The 19,162-nt window shown below is 55.5% G+C and carries 17 protein-coding genes; 9 read left to right on the forward strand and 8 right to left on the reverse strand.

The features are described from left to right. The first annotated feature begins 122 nt into the window (after nt 1-122). The 9 genes from FY034_RS01940 to FY034_RS01980 all read left to right on the forward strand — a co-directional run bounded on the left by FY034_RS01940 (nt 123) and on the right by FY034_RS01980 (nt 7,416). On the forward strand, nt 123-680 hold the full coding sequence (locus tag FY034_RS01940; protein WP_265553347.1) for a glycine cleavage system protein R: 558 nt from the start codon (nt 123-125) through the stop codon (nt 678-680). Further along, nucleotides 680-1,189, forward strand: coding sequence for a peptide deformylase (def, locus tag FY034_RS01945; RefSeq protein WP_265553349.1), 510 nt, complete (start codon nt 680-682; stop codon nt 1,187-1,189). Before FY034_RS01940 ends, def begins: the two co-directional genes overlap by 1 nt. 8 nt (nt 1,190-1,197) lie before the next feature. Then, the gene (gene amrA / locus FY034_RS01950; protein ID WP_265553351.1) at nt 1,198-1,731 is read left to right on the forward strand and encodes an AmmeMemoRadiSam system protein A; all 534 of its coding nucleotides are present in this window, start codon (nt 1,198-1,200) and stop codon (nt 1,729-1,731) included. Nucleotides 1,732-1,812: 81 nt separating this feature from the next. Then, nucleotides 1,813-2,400, forward strand: coding sequence for a TetR/AcrR family transcriptional regulator (locus tag FY034_RS01955; RefSeq protein ID WP_265553353.1), 588 nt, complete (start codon nt 1,813-1,815; stop codon nt 2,398-2,400). A 59-nt stretch (nt 2,401-2,459) separates the two neighbouring features. After that, complete coding sequence (locus FY034_RS01960; protein ID WP_265553355.1) at nt 2,460-2,957, forward strand: DsrE family protein; 498 nt, start codon at nt 2,460-2,462, stop codon at nt 2,955-2,957. A 185-nt stretch (nt 2,958-3,142) separates the two neighbouring features. Then, nucleotides 3,143-3,649, forward strand: a complete 507-nt coding sequence (locus FY034_RS01965; protein WP_265553356.1) for a peroxiredoxin family protein — start codon at nt 3,143-3,145, stop codon at nt 3,647-3,649. Nucleotides 3,650-3,654: 5 nt separating this feature from the next. Continuing rightward, nucleotides 3,655-4,005, forward strand: coding sequence for a hypothetical protein (locus tag FY034_RS01970; protein ID WP_265553358.1), 351 nt, complete (start codon nt 3,655-3,657; stop codon nt 4,003-4,005). 306 nt (nt 4,006-4,311) lie between these two features. After that, nucleotides 4,312-5,424 (forward strand): ABC transporter substrate-binding protein, encoded by a 1,113-nt coding sequence (locus FY034_RS01975; protein WP_265553360.1) that lies wholly within the window; start codon nt 4,312-4,314, stop codon nt 5,422-5,424. A 9-nt stretch (nt 5,425-5,433) separates the two neighbouring features. Beyond that, a complete protein-coding gene (locus FY034_RS01980) occupies nt 5,434-7,416 on the forward strand; it encodes a sensor histidine kinase (protein ID WP_012468617.1) in 1,983 nt (660 codons plus the stop codon). A 315-nt stretch (nt 7,417-7,731) separates the two neighbouring features. Here the strand turns inward: FY034_RS01980 and FY034_RS01985 are convergent, their stop codons facing one another. From FY034_RS01985 to FY034_RS02020, 8 genes are all read right to left on the reverse strand, one after another. Then, nucleotides 7,732-8,307 carry a hypothetical protein gene (locus FY034_RS01985; RefSeq protein ID WP_012468618.1) on the reverse strand — a complete coding sequence of 192 codons (576 nt, stop codon included), beginning with the start codon at nt 8,305-8,307 and terminating at the stop codon, nt 7,732-7,734. Nucleotides 8,308-8,339: 32 nt separating this feature from the next. Beyond that, nucleotides 8,340-8,681 carry a P-II family nitrogen regulator gene (locus FY034_RS01990; RefSeq protein ID WP_012468619.1) on the reverse strand — a complete coding sequence of 114 codons (342 nt, stop codon included), beginning with the start codon at nt 8,679-8,681 and terminating at the stop codon, nt 8,340-8,342. Between the two features lie 31 nt (nt 8,682-8,712). Beyond that, on the reverse strand, nt 8,713-11,817 hold the full coding sequence (locus tag FY034_RS01995; RefSeq protein ID WP_012468620.1) for an efflux RND transporter permease subunit: 3,105 nt from the start codon (nt 11,815-11,817) through the stop codon (nt 8,713-8,715). A gap of 36 nt (nt 11,818-11,853) precedes the next feature. Then, complete coding sequence (locus FY034_RS02000; RefSeq protein WP_012468621.1) at nt 11,854-13,056, reverse strand: efflux RND transporter periplasmic adaptor subunit; 1,203 nt, start codon at nt 13,054-13,056, stop codon at nt 11,854-11,856. Further along, complete coding sequence (locus tag FY034_RS02005; RefSeq protein ID WP_265553364.1) at nt 13,053-14,312, reverse strand: TolC family protein; 1,260 nt, start codon at nt 14,310-14,312, stop codon at nt 13,053-13,055. Before FY034_RS02005 ends, FY034_RS02000 begins: the two co-directional genes overlap by 4 nt. A gap of 719 nt (nt 14,313-15,031) precedes the next feature. Then, the gene (locus FY034_RS02010; RefSeq protein ID WP_012468624.1) at nt 15,032-17,380 is read right to left on the reverse strand and encodes a fused MFS/spermidine synthase; all 2,349 of its coding nucleotides are present in this window, start codon (nt 17,378-17,380) and stop codon (nt 15,032-15,034) included. 8 nt (nt 17,381-17,388) lie between these two features. Continuing rightward, a complete protein-coding gene (locus FY034_RS02015; protein WP_012468625.1) occupies nt 17,389-18,432 on the reverse strand; it encodes a DMT family transporter in 1,044 nt (347 codons plus the stop codon). Between the two features lie 375 nt (nt 18,433-18,807). Beyond that, the gene (locus FY034_RS02020) at nt 18,808-19,119 is read right to left on the reverse strand and encodes a hypothetical protein (RefSeq protein ID WP_265553366.1); all 312 of its coding nucleotides are present in this window, start codon (nt 19,117-19,119) and stop codon (nt 18,808-18,810) included. Nucleotides 19,120-19,162: the final 43 nt, after the last annotated feature.

Consider the following 19,162-nt stretch of genomic DNA (forward strand, 5'->3'; position numbering starts at 1 on the left):
ACGGCCAGTCTAAAGAGGGGCCCGCTGCTTGTCAATCGTCAAAAACCGTTGCAGCACAGTTGTAATAATGGTAACCAGTCCGCACCAGCCATTACACACTCTATTCCTGCCGGGAGAGCGCCATGCCCCATCGCGAGTTGACCCACTATGCTGTTTCAGTTGTCGGTGCTGACCGTCCCGGCATTGTTGCCGGGGTGACCGGGGCCCTCTTCAAACTGGGCTGCAATATCGCCGACTCCAGCTGTGCCATGCTGGCCGGCGAATTTGCCATGATCCTGATCGTCTCTCACCGCAAGCCGTTTACCAAGGCCAATCTGATTGAAGAGTTGAAGCCGGTCTGCGAACGGATGGCCATGACCCTGTCCGTACGTCATCTGCCGCTGGGTGAAGAGGATCGCAAGGAGACTGCCGGTGAGATCTGCCAGATCACGGTCTATGGTGCCGATCAGCCGGGGATTGTCTATCGGGTGACCAATACGCTGGCAACGCATCAGATCAATATCATGGATCTGCAGACCAAGCTGGCCGGCACAGAGCAGGAACCGGTCTATATCATGCTGCTGGAGGCGGTCCTGCCTGACGGTCTTGCGCCGGAAGAGGTGGAGCGGCTCTTAAACGGCCTGAAGCAGGAGCTGCAGGTTGAGATCAGCGTGCGGACCGTTACGCCGGTGGAGCTGTAATGGCGGTTCAACCGATCCTGAAATACCCGCATCCGCTGCTGAAAAAGATGGCTCATCATGTTGATGCCCTGGATGCAGCGGTCCATACCCTGGTGCAGGATCTGCTTGATACCATGCAGGCCGGTCCCGGCTCGGTCGGGGTGGCTGCGCCCCAGATCGGCGTGGGGTTGCGGGTCTGCGTGGTGGATGTCTCCAACAGCCGTCACGGCAAAGATAACAACCACGGCCTGCTCTGTATGGTCAACCCGGAGATCATCAGCCGTTCTGGCCTGGCGGTGATGCGGGAAGGCTGCATGAGCGTGCCGGATTATACCGGCGATGTTGAGCGTGCCACGGAGATAACGGTCCGTTTTCTGGATAGCCGGAGCGGCCAGCAGCGGGAGGTGGCTGCCTCCGGGTTTGAGGCGGTGGCGATCCAGCATGAGATGGACCATCTGGATGGTCTGCTTTTTCTGGATCGGATCATCAGTGTTTCCACCGGTCTTTTCCGGCGGAAACAGTACCGCTAGGGGGAGAGATGAAAAAGACAGAACAGAAGGTGTTGCTGCAGCTCGCCAGGGCGACCATCGTTGCGCAGGTTCATGGTCAGCCCCTGCCTGTGCTTGAAAAACCGTCGGAGACCCTGCTGTCCCATTCGGGCTGCTTTGTGACCATCAAACAGCAGGGACAGCTGCGGGGCTGTATCGGCAGTTTTGTGGCCCAGCAGCCGCTCTGGCAGACCGTGCGGGAGATGGCGGTCTCGGCTGCCACCCGTGATCCTCGTTTTTACCCGATGCGACCGGCTGACCTGGCTGAGTTTCAGCTGGAGATTTCGGTACTCTCGCCGTTACAGCTGGTTCAGTCCATTGAAGAGATTCAGGTCGGCAGACATGGCCTCTACCTGATCAAAGGACATGCCCATGGTGTGTTGCTGCCCCAGGTGGCCACCGAATATGGCTGGGATCGGGAGACCTTCCTGCGCCATACCTGCCTGAAGGCCGGCCTGCCGGAGACGGCCTGGAAGAAGGATTGTGAGATCTATATCTTCTCTGCCGAGGTGTTCGGCGAATAGCCTGGCGACACACTTGACATTTCTTGTTGCCCAGTCTATTGTTGACCGAACGTTCGTTCTTATTGAGAGAGAGCCCCCTGCGTGACTCCACGTAAACCGCCTAAGGCTGAACATGCCAGAGAACTGATTCTCACCACGGCACTGCATTTGTTTGTGGCTCATGGCTATTTTGCCACATCGGTCCACGACATCCGGCGTGCCGCTGACCTGAGCATCGGCTCGATATACCATCACTTTAGCAGCAAGGAAGCCATTGCACGGGCCCTGTACGATGAGCTGATGGCCCGTATGACCGAACTTGTCGCCTCTGCCAGTAGCGAGCACAAATCATCCCGCCTGCGTGGCTGGTCAGTGGCTGAACAGCTTTGTCAGGCCGCACAGCAAGAACCGGAAAAGGTTAAATTCATTCTCCACGCCCGTCATCACGAGTTTTTACCCGAAGCGCCCCCGATCTGTTCCTCCCGCCCATTCGAGCTGATGCAGGAGATCGTACGGGACGGCATCGCCAGCGGAGAAATCCGGCCTATGGATCCTATTGCGGCAAGCCTGGCGCTGTTCGGTGGTGTTATCCGCCTGATTCAGATGTGTCTTGATGACGTACTGCAGCAGCCGGCAACCAGTTATCTTGAAGAAGTCTGGGAGGCGAGCTGGAGGGGGATCAGCAGCTAAAAAAATTTCACCCAAAAGCGAACGAGCGTTCGTTTTTGGTAAAAAGGAGGGTATTGTCAATGCGTAAGTATCTAGCCATTCCGTTGTTACTGTTTCTGATTTCTGTAACGCTTCCTGCCCATGCCGCGCAACCGGTTCCGCAGGATAGCGCTGCCTTGAGCGGGTTAAAACGAGGTAAGGCGTTTTTTGACATCAGCCTGAACGATCCTCTCAAATTGCCGTTGTACCTGGGGGTAATCAAGGAGACCTTTGACAGCCTCAAGGCCCAGAAGGTTAAGCCGGACTTTGTGGTGGCCTTCCGCGGCACGGCAGTCATGCTGGTTTCAACTGAACGCGCCAACTTCACTGTTGAACAGAAGCAGGCCTTGCACACTGCCGATGCACTCATCAAAGAGCTTACAAAGAACGGTGTCAGGTTTGAGGCCTGCGCGGTGGCAACACGCCTGTTTGACGTTGACAACGCCCAGATCGAATCAGGCGTCAAGCTGGTGGGAAACACCTTTATTTCATCAATCGGCTATCAAGCAAAAGGGTATGCCCTGATCCCGATCCAGTAGCCGTAGAGGCACGCAAAGAGAGCAGCAGAAACGGCTGACGGACCTTTCTTTTATGGCGTGGTTCGGCCTGTCGCCTCTTCGATAATCCTGCTTGCTCTACTGTTGTTGTCAAGTTATACTCATTAAAAACTTGGCTGTTTGTATCGGCTTTTTAAGAAATGAGAAGACTGTAGAGGAGCTACAACATGCGATGTGCTCTTGTTTTTCTGCTTTTGATGCTCAACCTGCTAACACTTTCTGCAACTCCTTGTCAGGCCGTAAAACTCAACACCCCGGCTCCTGACTTTACCCTCAAAGACCTGCAGGGGGGCAGACAAGCCCTTTCAGGCTACCGGGGCAAGCTTGTACTGCTTAACTTCTGGTCCACCACCTGCCCCCCCTGCGTACAGGAACTGCCATCACTGAACGATCTGTACAAAGATCAGAGACAGGCGGGGTTGCAGGTGCTGGGCATTGCCCTTGATCCTGCTGAAAAGCCGGTTCGTGAACTGGCCGGCAAGCTCAGGCTGGAGTTTCCGGTCGTGCTTGACAGCAACAAGGATGTCTACTTTGACAGTTATGGCCTGTTTGGACAGCCGGTCAGTGTTATTATTGACCGTACCGGACTGGTGCGTGAAAAGATGCTCGGTGCCGTGGACTGGAGCTCACCCCAGATCAGGGCAAAAATAACCAGCTATCTGAAAGGACGGTGACCCGTATGCATTCCTGGCTGAAGTTTGGCGTAGTGGCAGTGGCAGCTTTTGGCCTGGCCGGTTGCAGCTCCGGTAACTTTTTGGTTTACAAGGACTCCAAGCACTTTTATGTGACCAGCACCGGGCCCGAACTGCGCAGGATCCTGTGCGATTCCGGTGATATGGCAAAAATAGCGAAAGACTCGCAACTGCCGGACGCGCTCCAGAAGGATCTGAAGGATGGCATCTGCAACAGCAACAAGGTGAAGGAGCGCCTGTTGGCAACCCTCGAAGGGATGACCAAGGAACAACGCACCGCATTGAAGACCGCGTTTCAGCAAAACGGCTACGATATCAATGTCGTGGCCAACTGTTGAGGCAGCGCCTACTAGCGTCCGGGTGACGCTGACAATAACAATGAATGAGTTCCGGAGCCTCTGCTCCGGGTGCCGCGTCAGGGGCAGGGTCAGGAAGCGTTCTGAAAGAAGGGCGTCGTGTTGATTTTTCTGCTGATGCGTATTGGATGGATGTCTGAAACAACAATGGCCGGGTATTTACCCGGCCATTGTTGTTTCAAAAGCAGATGGTTCAGGCTGTGCGGAGCTGATGTGTGCCGTTTCATTGACAGGCTTGGCTTTTACGGTAAGCTTCTCAGACGACAGACAAAGGGCTGGAGGTAGGGTATGTCCCTGTTTCGCATAGTTGTAGGTTTCTGCTGTCTCCTCGGCCTGCTGGCCGCCTGTACGTCCAAGGAACCGGTCAGGATCGGTTTTATTGGCGGCATGTCAGGCCGGGTCGCCGATCTGGGGGTGGCCGGCCGCAATGGTGCCATGCTGGCCATTGAGCAGAGAAACGCTGCCGGTGGCATTCATGGGCGGACAGTGGAGCTGGTGGTAAAGGATGACGGGCAAAATCCTGAAATTGCCCAAAAAGCCGTTGCCGAGCTGTTGAACAACAGGCTGGAGCTGATCATCGGCCCCATGACCAGCAGCATTGCCATGGCGGTGCTGGAGCAGATCAATGCCTCCAGGTGTGTCCTGCTTTCCCCCACCGTGACCACCACGGCCTTGACCGGTAAGGACGATAACTTTCTGCGGGTGATCGGCGATACCCGTTCCTACGCAAGCAAGGCAGCCGTCTACCAGGCCGTGAAGCTTGGCCGGCGCAACGTGGCGGTTATCTATGACCTGAATAACCGTTCCTACACCGAAAGCTGGTTGAATGATTTCAAGGCTGAGTTTGAGCGGCATGGCGGTTCAGTCATGACCGTACAAACCTACCAATCCTCTCCCGCAACCTCATTCAATCAGCTGGCAACCGTACTGCTGAAAAGCAAACCGCAACTGGTGATGATTATCGGTAATGCCATTGATGCCGCCCTGATCTGCCAGCAGATTCGCAAACTGGATCCGGTCGTTGCAATAGGATTAGCCGAGTGGGCCTCAACCGAGCGGTTTGTCGAGCTGGCAGGGGGCGCTGCCGAGGGGGTGGTTGTTTCCCAGTTTCTTGATCGCAATGATCGCTCAGAGCGTTATCAGGCCTTTCTGAAACAGTACCATGAACGCTTTGGCGGACAGGAACCGGGTTTTGCCGGGCTTGCCGGGTATGATGCCGCTCTGGCGGCCATGGAGGCTTATGGCGCACGTCGGGAGGGTGAAATGCTCAAGCAGACGCTGATCCGGCTGAACAGTTATCAGGGCGTACAGCAGAAGTACCAGATTGATCGTTTTGGTGATGCAAACCGGGCAACCTTGATGACGGTCATCCGTAACGGAAGCTACCAAACCCTGGAGTAGGCATTTACTATGGTTGCACGTCCGCTGCGTCATATGCTGGTCCGCTTCGCGGCACTGATCACCCTGCTGCCCCTGGGATTGACAGCGCTGCTGGGCAGTCTGTGGCTGCTGCCCGAGGCAGAGCAGGAGATCGCTTCCTACCATCGTCAACTGGCGTTAACAATCGCCGGCCAGGTTGATTCCTACTTCAAGGCGTCACGGGTTTCAGCTGTTTCCGTAGCAGCCGTCACCGGCCAGACCGATCTTGCCGTTGTCCAGAAGGCGATTGCAACCAACCTGCAGTTGCTCAAGCGGCTACGTGCCATGTACCTGGTTGATGCAACAGGCCGGGTACGGGCCGTTGGAGTCAGTAATATGTCCAAGGCCTTGCAGGGCGACCTGCTCGGGCTGGATCTTTCCCGTAACGAACTGTTCCAGAAGGCGCGCGCCAGCGGCACGGAACAGTGGTCCGACAGCTTTCTTTCCGTGGTGGGCGGCGGCCTGTCGGTTGCCGTGGCAATGCCTGCAGGCAGTAACGTGGTGATTGAGGAGTTTGATCTTGCCCATCTGAGTGAGTTTCTGCATCAGACAACCCCCGGCTCCGAGCAGCTGATCATGCTGATTGACCGGCACGGACAGGTCGTTGCCGACCAGGCAGGGACTTGGACCGCCCAGCAGTTGAATCTGAATAATATCCCGCTGATCCATGAACGTCTTACGTCAACCAAAGAGGTGCGTGGCAGTCTGGTGCTGAACGGGATCGAGATGGTGGGCAGCCTGCATAAAATCAACACGGTTGACTGGTGGATTCTGGTGGCCCGTCCCAGGCATGCTGCCTATCGTCAGCTCTGGACGTCGCTGGGGATCATGGCCGTAACACTTGCCGCCACCACCCTGGCCGCCTTTGGTGTGGCCATGGTCCTGACCCGCCGGATGTCGCAACGTTTTGAATCACTGGCTGAACATGCGCAGCTGGTCACCCGTGGCGGAGAGGCAACCGACTGGCCGCACTCGACCATTGTCGAATTCAATGCCCTGGCAGACAGCCTGCAGCAGATGTCTGAAAGCCTGCATGAACGGGCCCGTCTGCTTGAAGATGAGATCGCAGAGCGCCAGCATGCGCAGGAAGAGCTGCATGAAAAGGCGCTACTGCTGGAACAGGAGATCGGCGAACGGGTACTGGCAGAGCATAACCTGCAGGTCAAACAGACCCAGCTTGAGGCACTTAACCTGACACTGGAGGCACGGGTACTAGAAGAGCTGGCCAAGAACCGCGAGAAGGATGCCCTCATGATCCAGCAGGGGCGCCTTGCCGCCATGGGAGAGATGCTGTCGAACATTGCCCATCAGTGGCGGCAACCCCTGAATGAACTGGGTATCATGATTCAGACGCTCAGACTTGAATATGACGACAAGCTGCTGGACGGCAGTCGGATTGACGAGTTTAGCGATGACTGCATGCGGACCATCCTGCATATGTCAAAAACCATTGATACATTCCGTGATTTTTTTAAAAAGGACCGGTCGTTGCAGCAGTTTGACCCATCTGTCTGCATTGTCGCAACAGTGGAGCTGCTCAAGGCCTCTCTGCAGGCAGCCGGAATCAGTCTGAGGCTCGATCTTCAGCCGGAGTGCCTGCTGCAGGGGCAGCCAAACGACTTTTCCCAGGTCATTCTGAACATCCTGAATAATGCCCGGGATATACTGCTGGCACGGGCGGTGGCTACGCCGGTCATCACGGTGACGTCGCAGCAGGCTCAGGGGGTGCTTGTAATCGTCGTGGAAGATAATGGCGGCGGCATTGCAGCCGATATTGTCGACAAGGTCTTTGATCCGTATTTTACCACCAAGCACAAGGCACAGGGAACAGGGTTGGGGTTGTATATTTCCAAAAAGATCATCGAGGGTAATTTTAACGGTACGATTACGGTGGAACACTGTCCTGGCGGCACCCGTTTCAGGATTGCCGTGCCGGTGAGAATAGCGGAAACGGTTCATGGTGAATCAGATTAGCGCTGATCTTCCGCCGTATCAGTATGTATCCCCTCTCCCTGAGGGAGAGGGCCAGGGTGAGGGGGAAACTGATGGATAGTGTTTGACCTCATCCCCCTCATCCGGCCTTTGGTCCCCTTCTCCCTCAAGGGAGAAGGGTAAAGCGGAAGCTTTGACGCTAATCAGGATGGTGAATGACGTGTCAGCCCCTGTCTCCTGATGGTGATTAGTCCCCCCGCAACGTCCTTGGCAGATTGTCCAGACCTCCAAGCGGATCAGCCCGCTTGAAAAAAGCCGGCCCTGTTTTCAGGGCCGGTCTGGTTGCCGCAAGGAGTGTCAGCACTGTTTTGCTGCAATCAGTGTCTTAACACCGCCATAGAAGGTTCTATCGCCATGGAACCCCAGCAGGCGGTGGTTCCCTTTGGCCCGGTATACCGGTTTAAGCTCAATTGCATTTGCTCCTTGCCCGACTATCACCTCATGCTCCAGCACAACACCGTCAACCGGCAGCGCAAAGGTAACCTGATGGGGCCCTATCGGCAGCCGCAGGGTGGTTGCAAAACGGTAGCGCGTTCCGTTGCCGGCTTCAGGATCCATGCTGCCACGGTACTCGCCAACTTCCTGTTTCATGGCGCCGGTTACCCGTTGCGTTTGTCCATTGACGCCAATCAGCAGTTGATATTTTTCCGTACCGTAACCGGTCGTATCGATGAGGACACTACCGGGGTTTCTTGTCTTCAGGTTGAGGGTAACCTGTAGGTCACCGAACCCGGCTGGTGATTGCGAGCGACGCTGCTCAACGACGTGAAACACTCCCTGCCCATTTTGGGTTTCGAGGCGATTGATGGTTGCTGTTGAGGCACACCCGGAAAGCAGGGCGGCCGTGGCAAATAGCATATATATTTTTTTCATGAGTGTTCTCCCTTTTATACGCTTGAAGAATGTTAAATTGCGGCGATGCCTCTTTCGTTGGTTCGAATCTTCACAACGTCATCAATGGTCGATACGAATATCTTGCCGTCACCGGTATTGCCGGTGTGAGCATATTTCTGAATGATGGTGACGACACGCTCGACCATTGCGTCGTCCACCACAACTTCCAGTTGTATGCGCGGCATGAACTCCACCATTTCATAACTGACTTTGTCCTTGGCATTCTTTGCTCTGCCCTTGCCAAAGCCCTTGATTTCGAAGACTGTTACGCCGGGAAGTCCCTCGATTTGGTGGAGTTCCGTTGTGACGTCCAATAGTTTTGCCGGTCGAATAATAGCTTTTATCTCTTTCATGATATTTCCTTTGCTTCGCAGGGTTGTGAACCTACATCTCCTCGTCAGCTTTACGCTTCTCAAACCAGCTGTATACTGACGGAATGATCAGAAGTGTTAAGACCGTTGAGGTCACAAGCCCGCCGACGACAACGGTTGCCAAAGGTTTTTGGATCTCCGAACCGGTGCCGCTTGCCAGCAGCATCGGGATCAGGCTGAAGATCGCAATGGAGGCGGTCATCAGGACCGGCCGCAGACGGTCAGTGGCCCCTTGTCTGATCGCTTCCTCCAGCCCGAGCCCCTCATCACGCAGCTGAGCGATGCGCGATACCAGCACCAGGCCGTTCAAGACCGCCACCCCGAACAGGACCACAAAACCGACTGAGGCTGGCACTGAGAGATATTGCCCGGAGATGAAAAGCGAAAACACCCCGCCAATCAGGGCAAATGGCAGGTTGGAGATGACCAGTAGTGCCAGCCGAAGCGATCTGAAGGTTACATACAGCAGCAAGAGGATCATGCCGACCGCCACCGGTCCAATGATCATAAGCCGTTGCATGGCTCGCTGTTGATTTTCAAACTGGCCGCCCCAGGTCAGGTAGTAGCCGGGTGGCAGCTTGACCTTCTGCCTGATCTGCTGCTTGGCCTCGGCTACAAAACTGCCGATATCCCGGCCGGTGACGTTCATCTCAATACCGATCCTGCGGACGCCGTCCTGACGGCTGATCTGGACCGGTCCTTCACGCATCGCCACATCGGCCAACTGTTCCAGCGGCACGTTCACCCCGCTTTTGGTGGTGATCAGCAGGTTCTTGACGGCATCAAGGGAATTCCTTTTTTCTTCCGGCAAACGTACGGTGATCGGGAAACTGCGGTTCTCTTCGTACAGCTGTGACGCCGCCTTGCCGGCCACCGCGATTTCGATGACCTTCTGCACATCGTTGATATTCAGGCCGTAGCGTGCGATCTTCGCGCGGTCGATCGTAACGGTCAGATAGGGTTGGCCGGATACTTTCTCGGCGTTCAGGTCAGTCCCGCCCTTCACGCTTGCAAGCACCCTGGCGATCTCCTGCGATTTTTCACTGAGCACAGCGATATCTTCACCGAACAGCTTGACGATCAACTGTGCCCTGGTACCGGCCACCAGCTCGTCGATCCGGCACTGGATCGGCTGACTGAACCCCACTGTAATACCGGCGATCGATTCCAGCGCCTGACGCATCCGGTTGGTGAGTTCATCCTTGTTCAGATCACGCTTCCACTGATCCTTTGGTTTAAAGATTCCGACATAGCCGGTCTTGTCGGCACCGCGTGTGTCAAGGGCCACACCGGTCTGGCCGGTACGGGATATGACGGTATCCAGTTCAGGGAACTGTTTGAGTTTCTCTGCGACACGCTGGTTAACCTCCATGGCCTTGGTCAGCGAGACACCCGGCAGCATGGCTACATCCATGTCAAACGAGCCTTCATCCATAATCGGAATGAACTCGGTTCCCAGCCGCGTCACCAACACCAGCGAAATAACCAGCAGTGCCCCAGCCACCCCCAGTACCACCCGTTTCTGGTTCATGGCATAGTTGAGCAGCGGCAGGTAGAGCCGGTTGGCATGCCTCATGATGAAGCTTTCCTGTTCCGGCTGCGGCTTCAGAATCAGATTGCAGAGTACGGGGATGATGAAGATGGAAAGCAGCAGCGAGGCCAGGAGCGCTACGGTCACGGTGATGGCCAACGGACCGAACATCTTCCCCTCAATCCCTTCCAGCGCCAGGATCGGGATAAAGGTGATGGCAATGATCAGCTCACCAAAGATACTCGGTTTGCGCACTTCCATGACCGCTTTCAACACGGTTGTCAGCTTGGGGTGATGTTCTCCGGCTTCACTTAGATGCCGTTGCACGTTCTCCACCTGGATAATGGTGGTGTCAATGATCATGCCGATGGAGATGGCAAGGCCACCGAGTGACATCAGGTTGGCAGTAATACCGGTCAGCCTCATGATGATGAAGGTGGCCAACAGCGACAGCGGCAGGGCGATGAGCACGACAATGCTCCCGCGGATGCTGTTTAGGAGCAGATAGAGCACAATCAGAACCAGGATGGACCCTTCGATCAGCGCTTTGTTGACCGTACCGACACTGGCCTTGACGATATCGCTGCGGTCATAGTACGGCACGATCTTGATACCCTCGGGCAGGATGTTGTTTTTGTTGATCTCCTTAACCTTGTCTGCGACCCGGCGGACCACCTCGCGGCTGTTCTCGCCCCGCAGCATCATGACAATGCCGCCGACGCATTCATCCTTGCCGTTTTTCATGGCAGCCCCCATCCGGACCGCCTCACCGACTTTTACCTCGGCCACGTCGCGAATGTATGTCGGGGTACCGCCAACCGATTTCAGCACGATATTGCCAATGTCGCTTACATCCTTAATCAATCCGACTCCACGGACAATGTACTGGTCGCTGCCACGCTCCAGCAGATTGCCGCCTACATTTTCGTTGTTGTTGCCGATGGCGGTGTAGACGTCGTCAACGGTCAAGCCGTATTTCACCAGTTTTTCCGGCGACACCAGCACCTGATACTGCTTGAAGTAACCACCAAAAGAGTTGATCTCGTTAACCCCTGCCACGCTTTTTAACTGCGGGGTAACAATCCACTCCTGGATGGTGCGCAGATTGGTCAGGTAGGCGATCTTCTGCTGCGGGTCCGTGGGGATGGTGCCTTCCAGGGTGTACTGGTAGATCTCCCCCATGGCGGTGCCGATGGGACCCATGGCGACCTCGACCCCTTTCGGCAGCTTTTCTCGTGCCTCGGCCAGCCGTTCAAACACCAGCTGACGGGCAAAGTAGATGTCCACATTGTCCTTGAAAACGATGGTGACGATGGAGAGACCGAACTTGGTAACCGAGCGCATCTGCTCGATACCCGGCAAACCGCGCATGGCCATCTCAATCGGATACGTCACATTTCTTTCAATCTCGGCGGCTGAAAGGCCGTCGGCCTGGCTGACCACCTCTACTTGGATGTTGGTCACATCCGGAAAGGCGTCGATCGGCAGCCTGCTATAGGAGTACAAACCAAAAGTGATAATCAGCAGCGCCAGGAAGATAACCATGCCCTTCTGACGTAAGGTATACGCAATTAATTTTTCCAGCATCGGAACCTCGCTTCCATTGTCGAGTGTCTAGCCACGTTAGTGCTCATCCTTCATTTCAGCTTTTTTCAGTTCTGACTTCAGGATAAAGGCACCCTTGACCGCGTACAGCTCGCCTTCCTGCAAGCCGGACAATATCTCAATCTTGCCGTTTGCCATCCGGCCAGCCTGCACCGGCCTCGGGACAAAGGTGTCTTTACCTTCCACAACAAAGACCACTTTTTTGCCGTCCAGATCCTGCAGGGACTCTTCCGGTACCGCCAGTACCGGTGGTGCATCTGCGGCAAGTTTCAACTCAACGCTGGCGAACATCTCCGGTTTCAATTTACGCTGCAGGTTGGCCACCTCGATACGCGCCTTGACCGTGCGGGTGTTCTGATCCACCAGATCGGCAATATAGGTGATACGTCCCTGCAGCTTCAGGTCCGGGAAGGCACTCACGCTAACCGAGGCGATCTGGCCGCGATGGATCTTTGCCAGATCCTTTTCGTTGATATCCACCATGATCCAAACCGAGGAAAGATCTGCAATGGTGAAGAGGTTTTTGGAAGGATCAGCCAATTCTCCAACAATGGCGTGCTTCTCTGTAATGATGCCGCTGATTGGTGAACGTACCGGCAACAAGGGGCTTCTATGCCGGGTATTGGTCAGGTCAGCAAGAGAGACGCCGTAGAGGGCAAGCCGTTCCTCATCGGTATGGAGTTCTGTCTGGGCGGTTTTGAATTCGGTTTCAGCCAGAAGGATGTCCTTGCGTGCCGCAATCTTCTTGTCCACCAGGAGCTTGATCCGGTCCATGCTGGATTGCGCCAGAGCCAGTTTGGTCTTTGATTGATGGTAGCGGTTCAAGGCCTCACCAAGCTCCACACTGTCCAGGGTCACCAGGACCTGGCCAGCGGAGACCTGATCCCCGAGCGAGGATCTGACGGATACGATCTTGCCGGAGATCCGGGGGGATACATGGGCGATCCTGTCGCTATTGACATCAACCTTGCCGGTAGCGCTGATAACACCGGCAAGACGCTGTGTTGCGGCTGTTCCGACCGCGACGCCGTTCTGTTGCTGGAGCTCAGCGGTCATTTTGACCTTGCCGTCTTCCTCGTGCTTTTCAGCCTTTGTATCTTTGCTGCCGGCTTCTTTTGGTTCAGCCTTTTCTGCATCACCTTGGGTGGTGATGCGGTAATACAGTCCGCTGCCAATGGCTGCCAACAGCAACAAGCTGACGAGTAATGTCCTTTTCTTCACTTTTCACCTCCGGTGAGTTCTGTTGCAGTGGCTGACTCAAGCCTCACCAACGCTACCTGCCGGTCGCGCAGGGCCGTCAGGTGGCCTTCACTCACTTCAAAGAATTTTTTCTGTTCCTGGATAACTGCAATGATGCCGGTTTCGCCCAGACGGTAAGCTTCCTGGGTCAGCTTCAGGTTTTCCTCAAGTTGCGGGATTATGTCGATTCTGTAGAGAGAAAGCACCGATACGGCATGCTCAAACGTTGCATATGCGGTAGCAACTTCACGTTCCACAGCCATGAAAGTACCGTTTAAGCGGCTTTCAGTGCTGTTCTTCCTGGCAGTTGCCTCTTGAACGCCTGCCCGGTTTCTGTCAAAGAGCGGAATCGGTATCGAGAGCCGTATCCCAACGGTATAGGCGGTATCCTTGCCTTCTTGGCCTGCGATTTCCATGGAGGTCGTGTCACGCCGCAGCACCAGACCTGCTGTCAGGTTGGGAATCTTTTCGGCTTGGGCAAGCGTAATATCAGCCTCTCCCCGCTTTTTTTCCGCTTTAAGCGCCCTGAGGTCAGGACGGTTGGCATTGGCACGCTGTTGCAGGTCTGCCAGAGTCCCCGCCACCAGCGTGCCGATGTCCAGCGTGCCGGTGATTTCTGGCCGACTGCCGCTGGCAAGTCCCATCAGCGTCCAGAGTCGCGCCTGATTTTGGAGCATCGTTTTCGCACTTTCGATCCTGGCCCCTTCACTCCGCGCCAGTTCAACCTTGACGAGATTCATCTCCAGTTCCGGGATGTCTCCGGCGGACAGGCGTTCTTTGGTTACGTCAAGGAGTTGCCGGTTGAGCGCAATGGAACGGTCAGCCAGCGCAACGCGCTCTTTTGCCAGCAGGGCATCATAGAAGGCGGTCTTCACCTCTTCTCGTAACCGACGCTCCTTATCCAGCAACTGCCAGCGGTAGAGATCCCGTTCCTGTTCGGCAACTGAAAGGCGTTTTCCGCGCTTGCCGACAAGCGGGATCTCTTGTGACAGGCCAAGTGCCAGGCTGTTTTCATTTTTGCTGCCGGTCAGTGCGCCGGTGCCGGCTTCAAGGTCAAGGGTTGGATTCGGCAGCAGACCGGCTCTGGTCACACCGGCGTCGCGGACACCCAGCTCCTCGCGCAACGCCCGCAGCTCGGCATTGTGCTGCATCGAAAGTGCAATGACATGGGACAACGAGAGTGTTGACTCTACCGCCCAGGCCGTGCTGGACAGGGCCATGACGAAAATGACTGTCAACAGGGATAATGCTCCCTGTGCGCGTAGTGTTCTGCTCAAGAGATGTTCTCCTTTTATTCAGTTGTATGATCGGCTGAACAGCGGTTGTAGGCGTACTACGACGGGAAATGGACGCAGGTGTCCCTGTGGATCAGGGCGAACTGCTCCCTCCGTAGCGTGCTAGGCTTGGTTTTGCGGAGGAATAAACTTGGAGAGGAAAACTTCAGGAAGAAACTGATAGGGCTCGGAAAAGATCAAGTCACGTACAACAGGGCTGTAGTGTAATGCCAGCTGTTGCATGGGAAGAGGGGCGTGGCAGATGCAGTTGACACAGCTATCGCAGCCGTCAGAATCCTTGTGCTCGGACGACGGCGTGCTGCAGGGACAGTGATCGTTTGCACAGGGAGGATGGTGAATGTATGCCGAGGCGTTCGGTACGGCTGAACATCCCTGAAGGGCATGGGCACTTTCTGCCACGCCATGCAGGGTAATGGCCAGCATGACCAGAAGCATGAGCTGCGTTAAAAATTTTATGAAAGGTAGTTTGCGCATTTAGTCTTAAAAATATAAATTACTACGCTATCTGTCAAGAATTATAAAATTAATGTTTAAAGCTGGATGATTACAGTAGATGGAAAGACAATTAAAAACGTTAAAATGGTCTTACCCTTTTGTTGGCAATTTTGAGGCAGCGCTTGACCGGCACTTTAATCGCCGCTTGCATCATGAGATAAACTTTCTCAGTTAAACCCGTTAGTTAGGTAGTATTCCTGGATTCTGGTGCTTTTCGGCAGTATTGCCTCGGGATCGGTAAACTTGATGATACTGCGTGGTGAGTCATACTGCTCGGTAAAGAGTTTTTTGAAACGTTGTGGCGCATAGGTTGTCCGTGCGGTTCCGTATTCAAGCACTGGCCTGTCGTTGCTTAGAAGAGGGGCGTCTGTCGAGATATTTGCCAGAGTTTTCGGCCCCATCAGGAAGCTTGCAGCCAGCACTTCCGGCAGATTCAAAAAATGCTCCTCGGTGCCGGGGTAGCCGAAGAACAGTTCGGCACGTACCCTGCTGTTCTGCTTCAATACCCTGACCCCTTCCGCCCGAATCGCTAAATCTCTGTCGGGGGAACCGATCAGCAACAGTTCGGCATGTTGATTGTACCAGAGGGTGCTGTGGGGGAACACTGCCAGAAAGGTTCTGATCACCGACTTGAGCTGGTCTTGGTTGAAGAAGCCGACCGGCAGAAATTGGGCGATGATGCCGTCCTGAGCCAGTTTTTCCCTGGCGTTGCGATAAAATTCAAGGGTATAGAAGGCCGATGCCTGCGGCCTGAAGATCTGCCCCACCTCAACCGAGATCAGGTCATACCGCCGCTTGCCGTACCGTGCCACGGTGCGACCGTCTTCGGCAATGAATGAGACCCGTGGATCGTTGAGCCAGCTTCCCTGAAAATGCTTCTTGAGCACCTGCGGAAGGCTGCTTTCAATATCCACGCAATCCAGGCGGGTGATGTCGTAGTAGAGGAACCTGCTTGGCGCCTGTCCGGCGCCGATCCCAACCACCAGGATCTCCTGTGCAGCCGGGTGGAGCAGCATCGGAAGGTGGGCCGCCATGATCTGGTGCCCGGTGCCTTTCTTGCCCTGCCACAGACGATCCAACTCCATGGTCAGATCGCCGTTTTTTTGAACCACAGAGATAAAACTGTTCTTGCCCTCCACGTAATCGACCAGCTTTTTCCCCTTGGCCAGATAACTCTGCGGCAGATGTACGGTTGTTGTGCTGATCAGGCACAGCCACGCCGCCAGGCTGACGCACGCAATCAGCCCCCTGACCCGCCAGGGTCTGCCCCGCTCAAAAAAGAGCATGACTAGAATTCCCAACAGCAGACACAGGCCGGTGGTAACCAGCAGGGTGGCGTGCATGCCCAGCAACGGCAGCAGGATAAAGCCGGTCAACAGCGAACCGGCAACACAGCCCGCTGTGTTGACAGCAAGCAGCCTCCCCACACGTTTGCCGCTGCTGTAACGTGCCTGCCTGATCAGATCAAACAGCAAAGGAAAGGTGAGACCGGAGCAGAGCGCCGGAATAAACATCAGCGCCAGACAGATCAGCAGTACCATCACCGGTGATTCGCTTGATCCGGCCCAGTCCCAGGCCGCTGTCGGCAGTAGTAGCGATAGCAGAACAAACAGCGAGTTCAGGATGTAGGCCGCAGCCAATGCAGTCGGGTGGCGCAGGGCGGGCCGGTGCAGGCGGGCCAGTATGCTGCCTGCACTTATCCCCAGCAGGGTTACCAGCAGACTGATGGTATAGGTATAGACCGTGTTGTGGGTGATCAGCGACAGAAAGCGGGTCCAGATGATCTCGTAAGAAAGTGCACAGAAGCCGGTGCCGAAGATAACGGGATACAGCAGCGCCTGTCCGGTTGAATTAAAGCTCCGGTCAGGAAAGGCTGTAACTGCTGCAGGGATAGCTACGGAATGCGGATCATATTTCAGCAGGTACAGCAGAAGCAGCCCCGTCCCCTGGGCCATCAGGCCGATCAGCAGCAGCGTGCTGCTGATGCCGAGCATCGGCAGCAAGATAAAGCCGCAGAGCAGGCAACCGGCTGCTGCACCGAGGCTGTTCAGGGCATAGAGAAATCCCAGCTCCTTGCCTGCTGTATCGTAAAACTGGGTAAAGAGCGGTAGTGTTCCCCCCATTAGAAAGGTCGGCGGAATGATGATCAGACCGATCAGCAGCAGACGAGTCAGTGCCAGGGTGCTATCGTTCTGAAAACCGGCTTGGTAGAGCAGCTGGTACGGCTGTTCAAGCAGGGTCAGCAGGGGCAAGCTGAGCATGGCTCCGGTGCCGATGCCGATCTCAAGCAGTGCGTAGACCCGTAACGGTTGTTTCCACCGTTGCACACAGTTGCCGAAATAGTGCGCACCCAGCGCCATTCCGGCAAAGAACAGCGCAACCACGGAACTGACGGCAAAGGCTGTGGCTCCGAATATCCTGCCGGCTGCCCTGATCCAGCAGATTTCGTAGCAAAGTCCGGTGAACCCGGAGAGGAACAAGAGGCTCAGCAGGAGTAAGCGGAACTGTCGTGTCATGCAATGGTTCAATGGCTGTGACGGTGATGAATATCCGGCCAGTGCACGTGGGTGTGGGTCAGCGGTTCGTGGCAGTGGTGATGCTCATGGGGCCCGCTGATATCCCGCTCATCATGGGCATGCCGGTGATGCTTGTCATGGGTGTGTTGGTGGTTGTGCTCCAGAGGATTATGGGTGTGGGGATGACGGTGCCTTTCACCGTAGAGGAACAGGATCCCTGAAAGCATGATCAGCGCTGCCAACCAGTATGCTTCAGGGGGACGCTCGCCCAGCAGGAGAACCGAAAGCAGGGTGCCGATGAACGGTCCGGTGGCAAACCAGGTGCTGGTGCGGGCCGCTCCGATCTCGCGCAGCGCATGAATGAACAGCACCAGGCTTACGCCGTAGCTGAGGGCCCCGATACCCAAAGCCGCTGTCACCTGCAGTGCAGAGCCTGACTCACTGGAGAGCAGACGGGCAAGCAGGATGTTGAACAGCCCGGCGCTCAGACCTTTCAGGCAGGCAAGCAGTGTGGCTGGCAAGGACTCCAACTCGCGGGTCAGATTGTTGTCAATTCCCCACAGGCAGCAGGCTGCCAGCACCGCAAGGCCGGGGAGGGAAAGCGTTGTCCCGCCACTGCCGCTCAGTACAATCAGAACAGAGGCTCCGACGATCAGTAACTTGCCCGCCCAGACCCGCATGCCGACATATTCATGGAACACCAGCCAGGCCAACAGCGTTGTTGCCACCGCCTCGAAATTAAGCAGCAACGACACCTCTGTTGCTGAACCGAAACGAATGCCGTACGCCAGAAAGAGAGGAGCCAGCACTCCCCCGGAGACAATAGCGCCGCCAAGGTGCAGCCACTGGCGGCCGGACAGGGAGTGTAGTGCCGTGAAGACAGGTGTTCTTTGCCGGAGCACTACGCCGGCCAGTCCCAGGCCTGAACCCAGATAAAGCAGACCGGCCAGCAGCGCGGGCGGCATTTCCCCCGTCATTGCCTTGCAGGCCACCGGTGATATGCCGAATAGAATTGCCGAGAGCAATGCGGTATGGATGCCCTGTTTACCCATGCATGAGTTTTATCACGGCAGTTTGCAAGATAATAGTTTTCCCTGCCCACGGAACTACTTTTGTCCCGGCGTCACCAATCTTGAGCTCTACCTTAAAGGGATAGCGTTAGTCGGCGTAAGTTTAAGTGACGATGGTGAATCACAAAACGATTGCCGGGTAGAATTAAACTGGGGCTGCTATTATTTTTGATCGCAGCGTGGGGGGGGACAGCACGGTTTCGGATGATATTTGGGTTACTGCACTTGAGTGCATTCTGTAAAATCCTCCGGGAAAGGAAAACCCAAAGAACGTCCAATCATTGGCAGATCTTGTCAAGCCTGGAATACGCTGTTGCGGTCACACGGATGAGTGCCAATAGGGAAGCAGCGTTGCAGTTAATTAAATATCTCCAGACTGATGAAGCCCACAGGGCCTTGCAGGTTTGGGGTTGAGAATAGAGCCGTCTTCAATATAGGGCCTTGCTGACATTTACGTTTTTTTACCCAGACCTGTTTGTCAAGCTGTTTCCAATAGCTCATCGGTTTCCGGTTTGCGCAAAAGCAACGAGGCACCACTGCGATCGCCAGGGTCACCACAATCACTGCCGCCTCGGCAGATAAGGGCGGCTCCGCCCCCGGGGCAAGGCCGGGGATGGCGCAGATGCATGCAAACAGGCAGAACGCCGGCGCGTATCTGGCAATGCGCATGGACGTACTCCTCGTAATGTGATGAAACTACGGCTAGGATGCT

Origin of the sequence: Trichlorobacter lovleyi, from assembly GCF_015239775.1 — a bacterium.
Lineage (GTDB): Bacteria > Desulfobacterota > Desulfuromonadia > Geobacterales > Pseudopelobacteraceae > Trichlorobacter > Trichlorobacter lovleyi_B.

What these genes read in the sequence shown, in the direction of transcription:
- FY034_RS01960 (WP_265553355.1), top strand. Translation starts at nt 2,460, where the DNA reads ATGCGTAAGTATCTAGCCATTCCGTTGTTACTGTTTCTGATTTCTGTA.
- FY034_RS01980 (WP_012468617.1), top strand. Translation starts at nt 5,434, where the DNA reads ATGGTTGCACGTCCGCTGCGTCATATGCTGGTCCGCTTCGCGGCACTG.
- FY034_RS01940 (WP_265553347.1), top strand. Translation starts at nt 123, where the DNA reads ATGCCCCATCGCGAGTTGACCCACTATGCTGTTTCAGTTGTCGGTGCT.
- FY034_RS01995 (WP_012468620.1), bottom strand. Translation starts at nt 11,817, where the DNA reads ATGCTGGAAAAATTAATTGCGTATACCTTACGTCAGAAGGGCATGGTT.
- FY034_RS01970 (WP_265553358.1), top strand. Translation starts at nt 3,655, where the DNA reads ATGCATTCCTGGCTGAAGTTTGGCGTAGTGGCAGTGGCAGCTTTTGGC.
- amrA (WP_265553351.1), top strand. Translation starts at nt 1,198, where the DNA reads ATGAAAAAGACAGAACAGAAGGTGTTGCTGCAGCTCGCCAGGGCGACC.
- FY034_RS01990 (WP_012468619.1), bottom strand. Translation starts at nt 8,681, where the DNA reads ATGAAAGAGATAAAAGCTATTATTCGACCGGCAAAACTATTGGACGTC.
- FY034_RS01975 (WP_265553360.1), top strand. Translation starts at nt 4,312, where the DNA reads ATGTCCCTGTTTCGCATAGTTGTAGGTTTCTGCTGTCTCCTCGGCCTG.
- FY034_RS01965 (WP_265553356.1), top strand. Translation starts at nt 3,143, where the DNA reads ATGCGATGTGCTCTTGTTTTTCTGCTTTTGATGCTCAACCTGCTAACA.
- FY034_RS02015 (WP_012468625.1), bottom strand. Translation starts at nt 18,432, where the DNA reads ATGGGTAAACAGGGCATCCATACCGCATTGCTCTCGGCAATTCTATTC.
- FY034_RS02020 (WP_265553366.1), bottom strand. Translation starts at nt 19,119, where the DNA reads ATGCGCATTGCCAGATACGCGCCGGCGTTCTGCCTGTTTGCATGCATC.
- def (WP_265553349.1), top strand. Translation starts at nt 680, where the DNA reads ATGGCGGTTCAACCGATCCTGAAATACCCGCATCCGCTGCTGAAAAAG.
- FY034_RS02010 (WP_012468624.1), bottom strand. Translation starts at nt 17,380, where the DNA reads ATGACACGACAGTTCCGCTTACTCCTGCTGAGCCTCTTGTTCCTCTCC.
- FY034_RS01985 (WP_012468618.1), bottom strand. Translation starts at nt 8,307, where the DNA reads ATGAAAAAAATATATATGCTATTTGCCACGGCCGCCCTGCTTTCCGGG.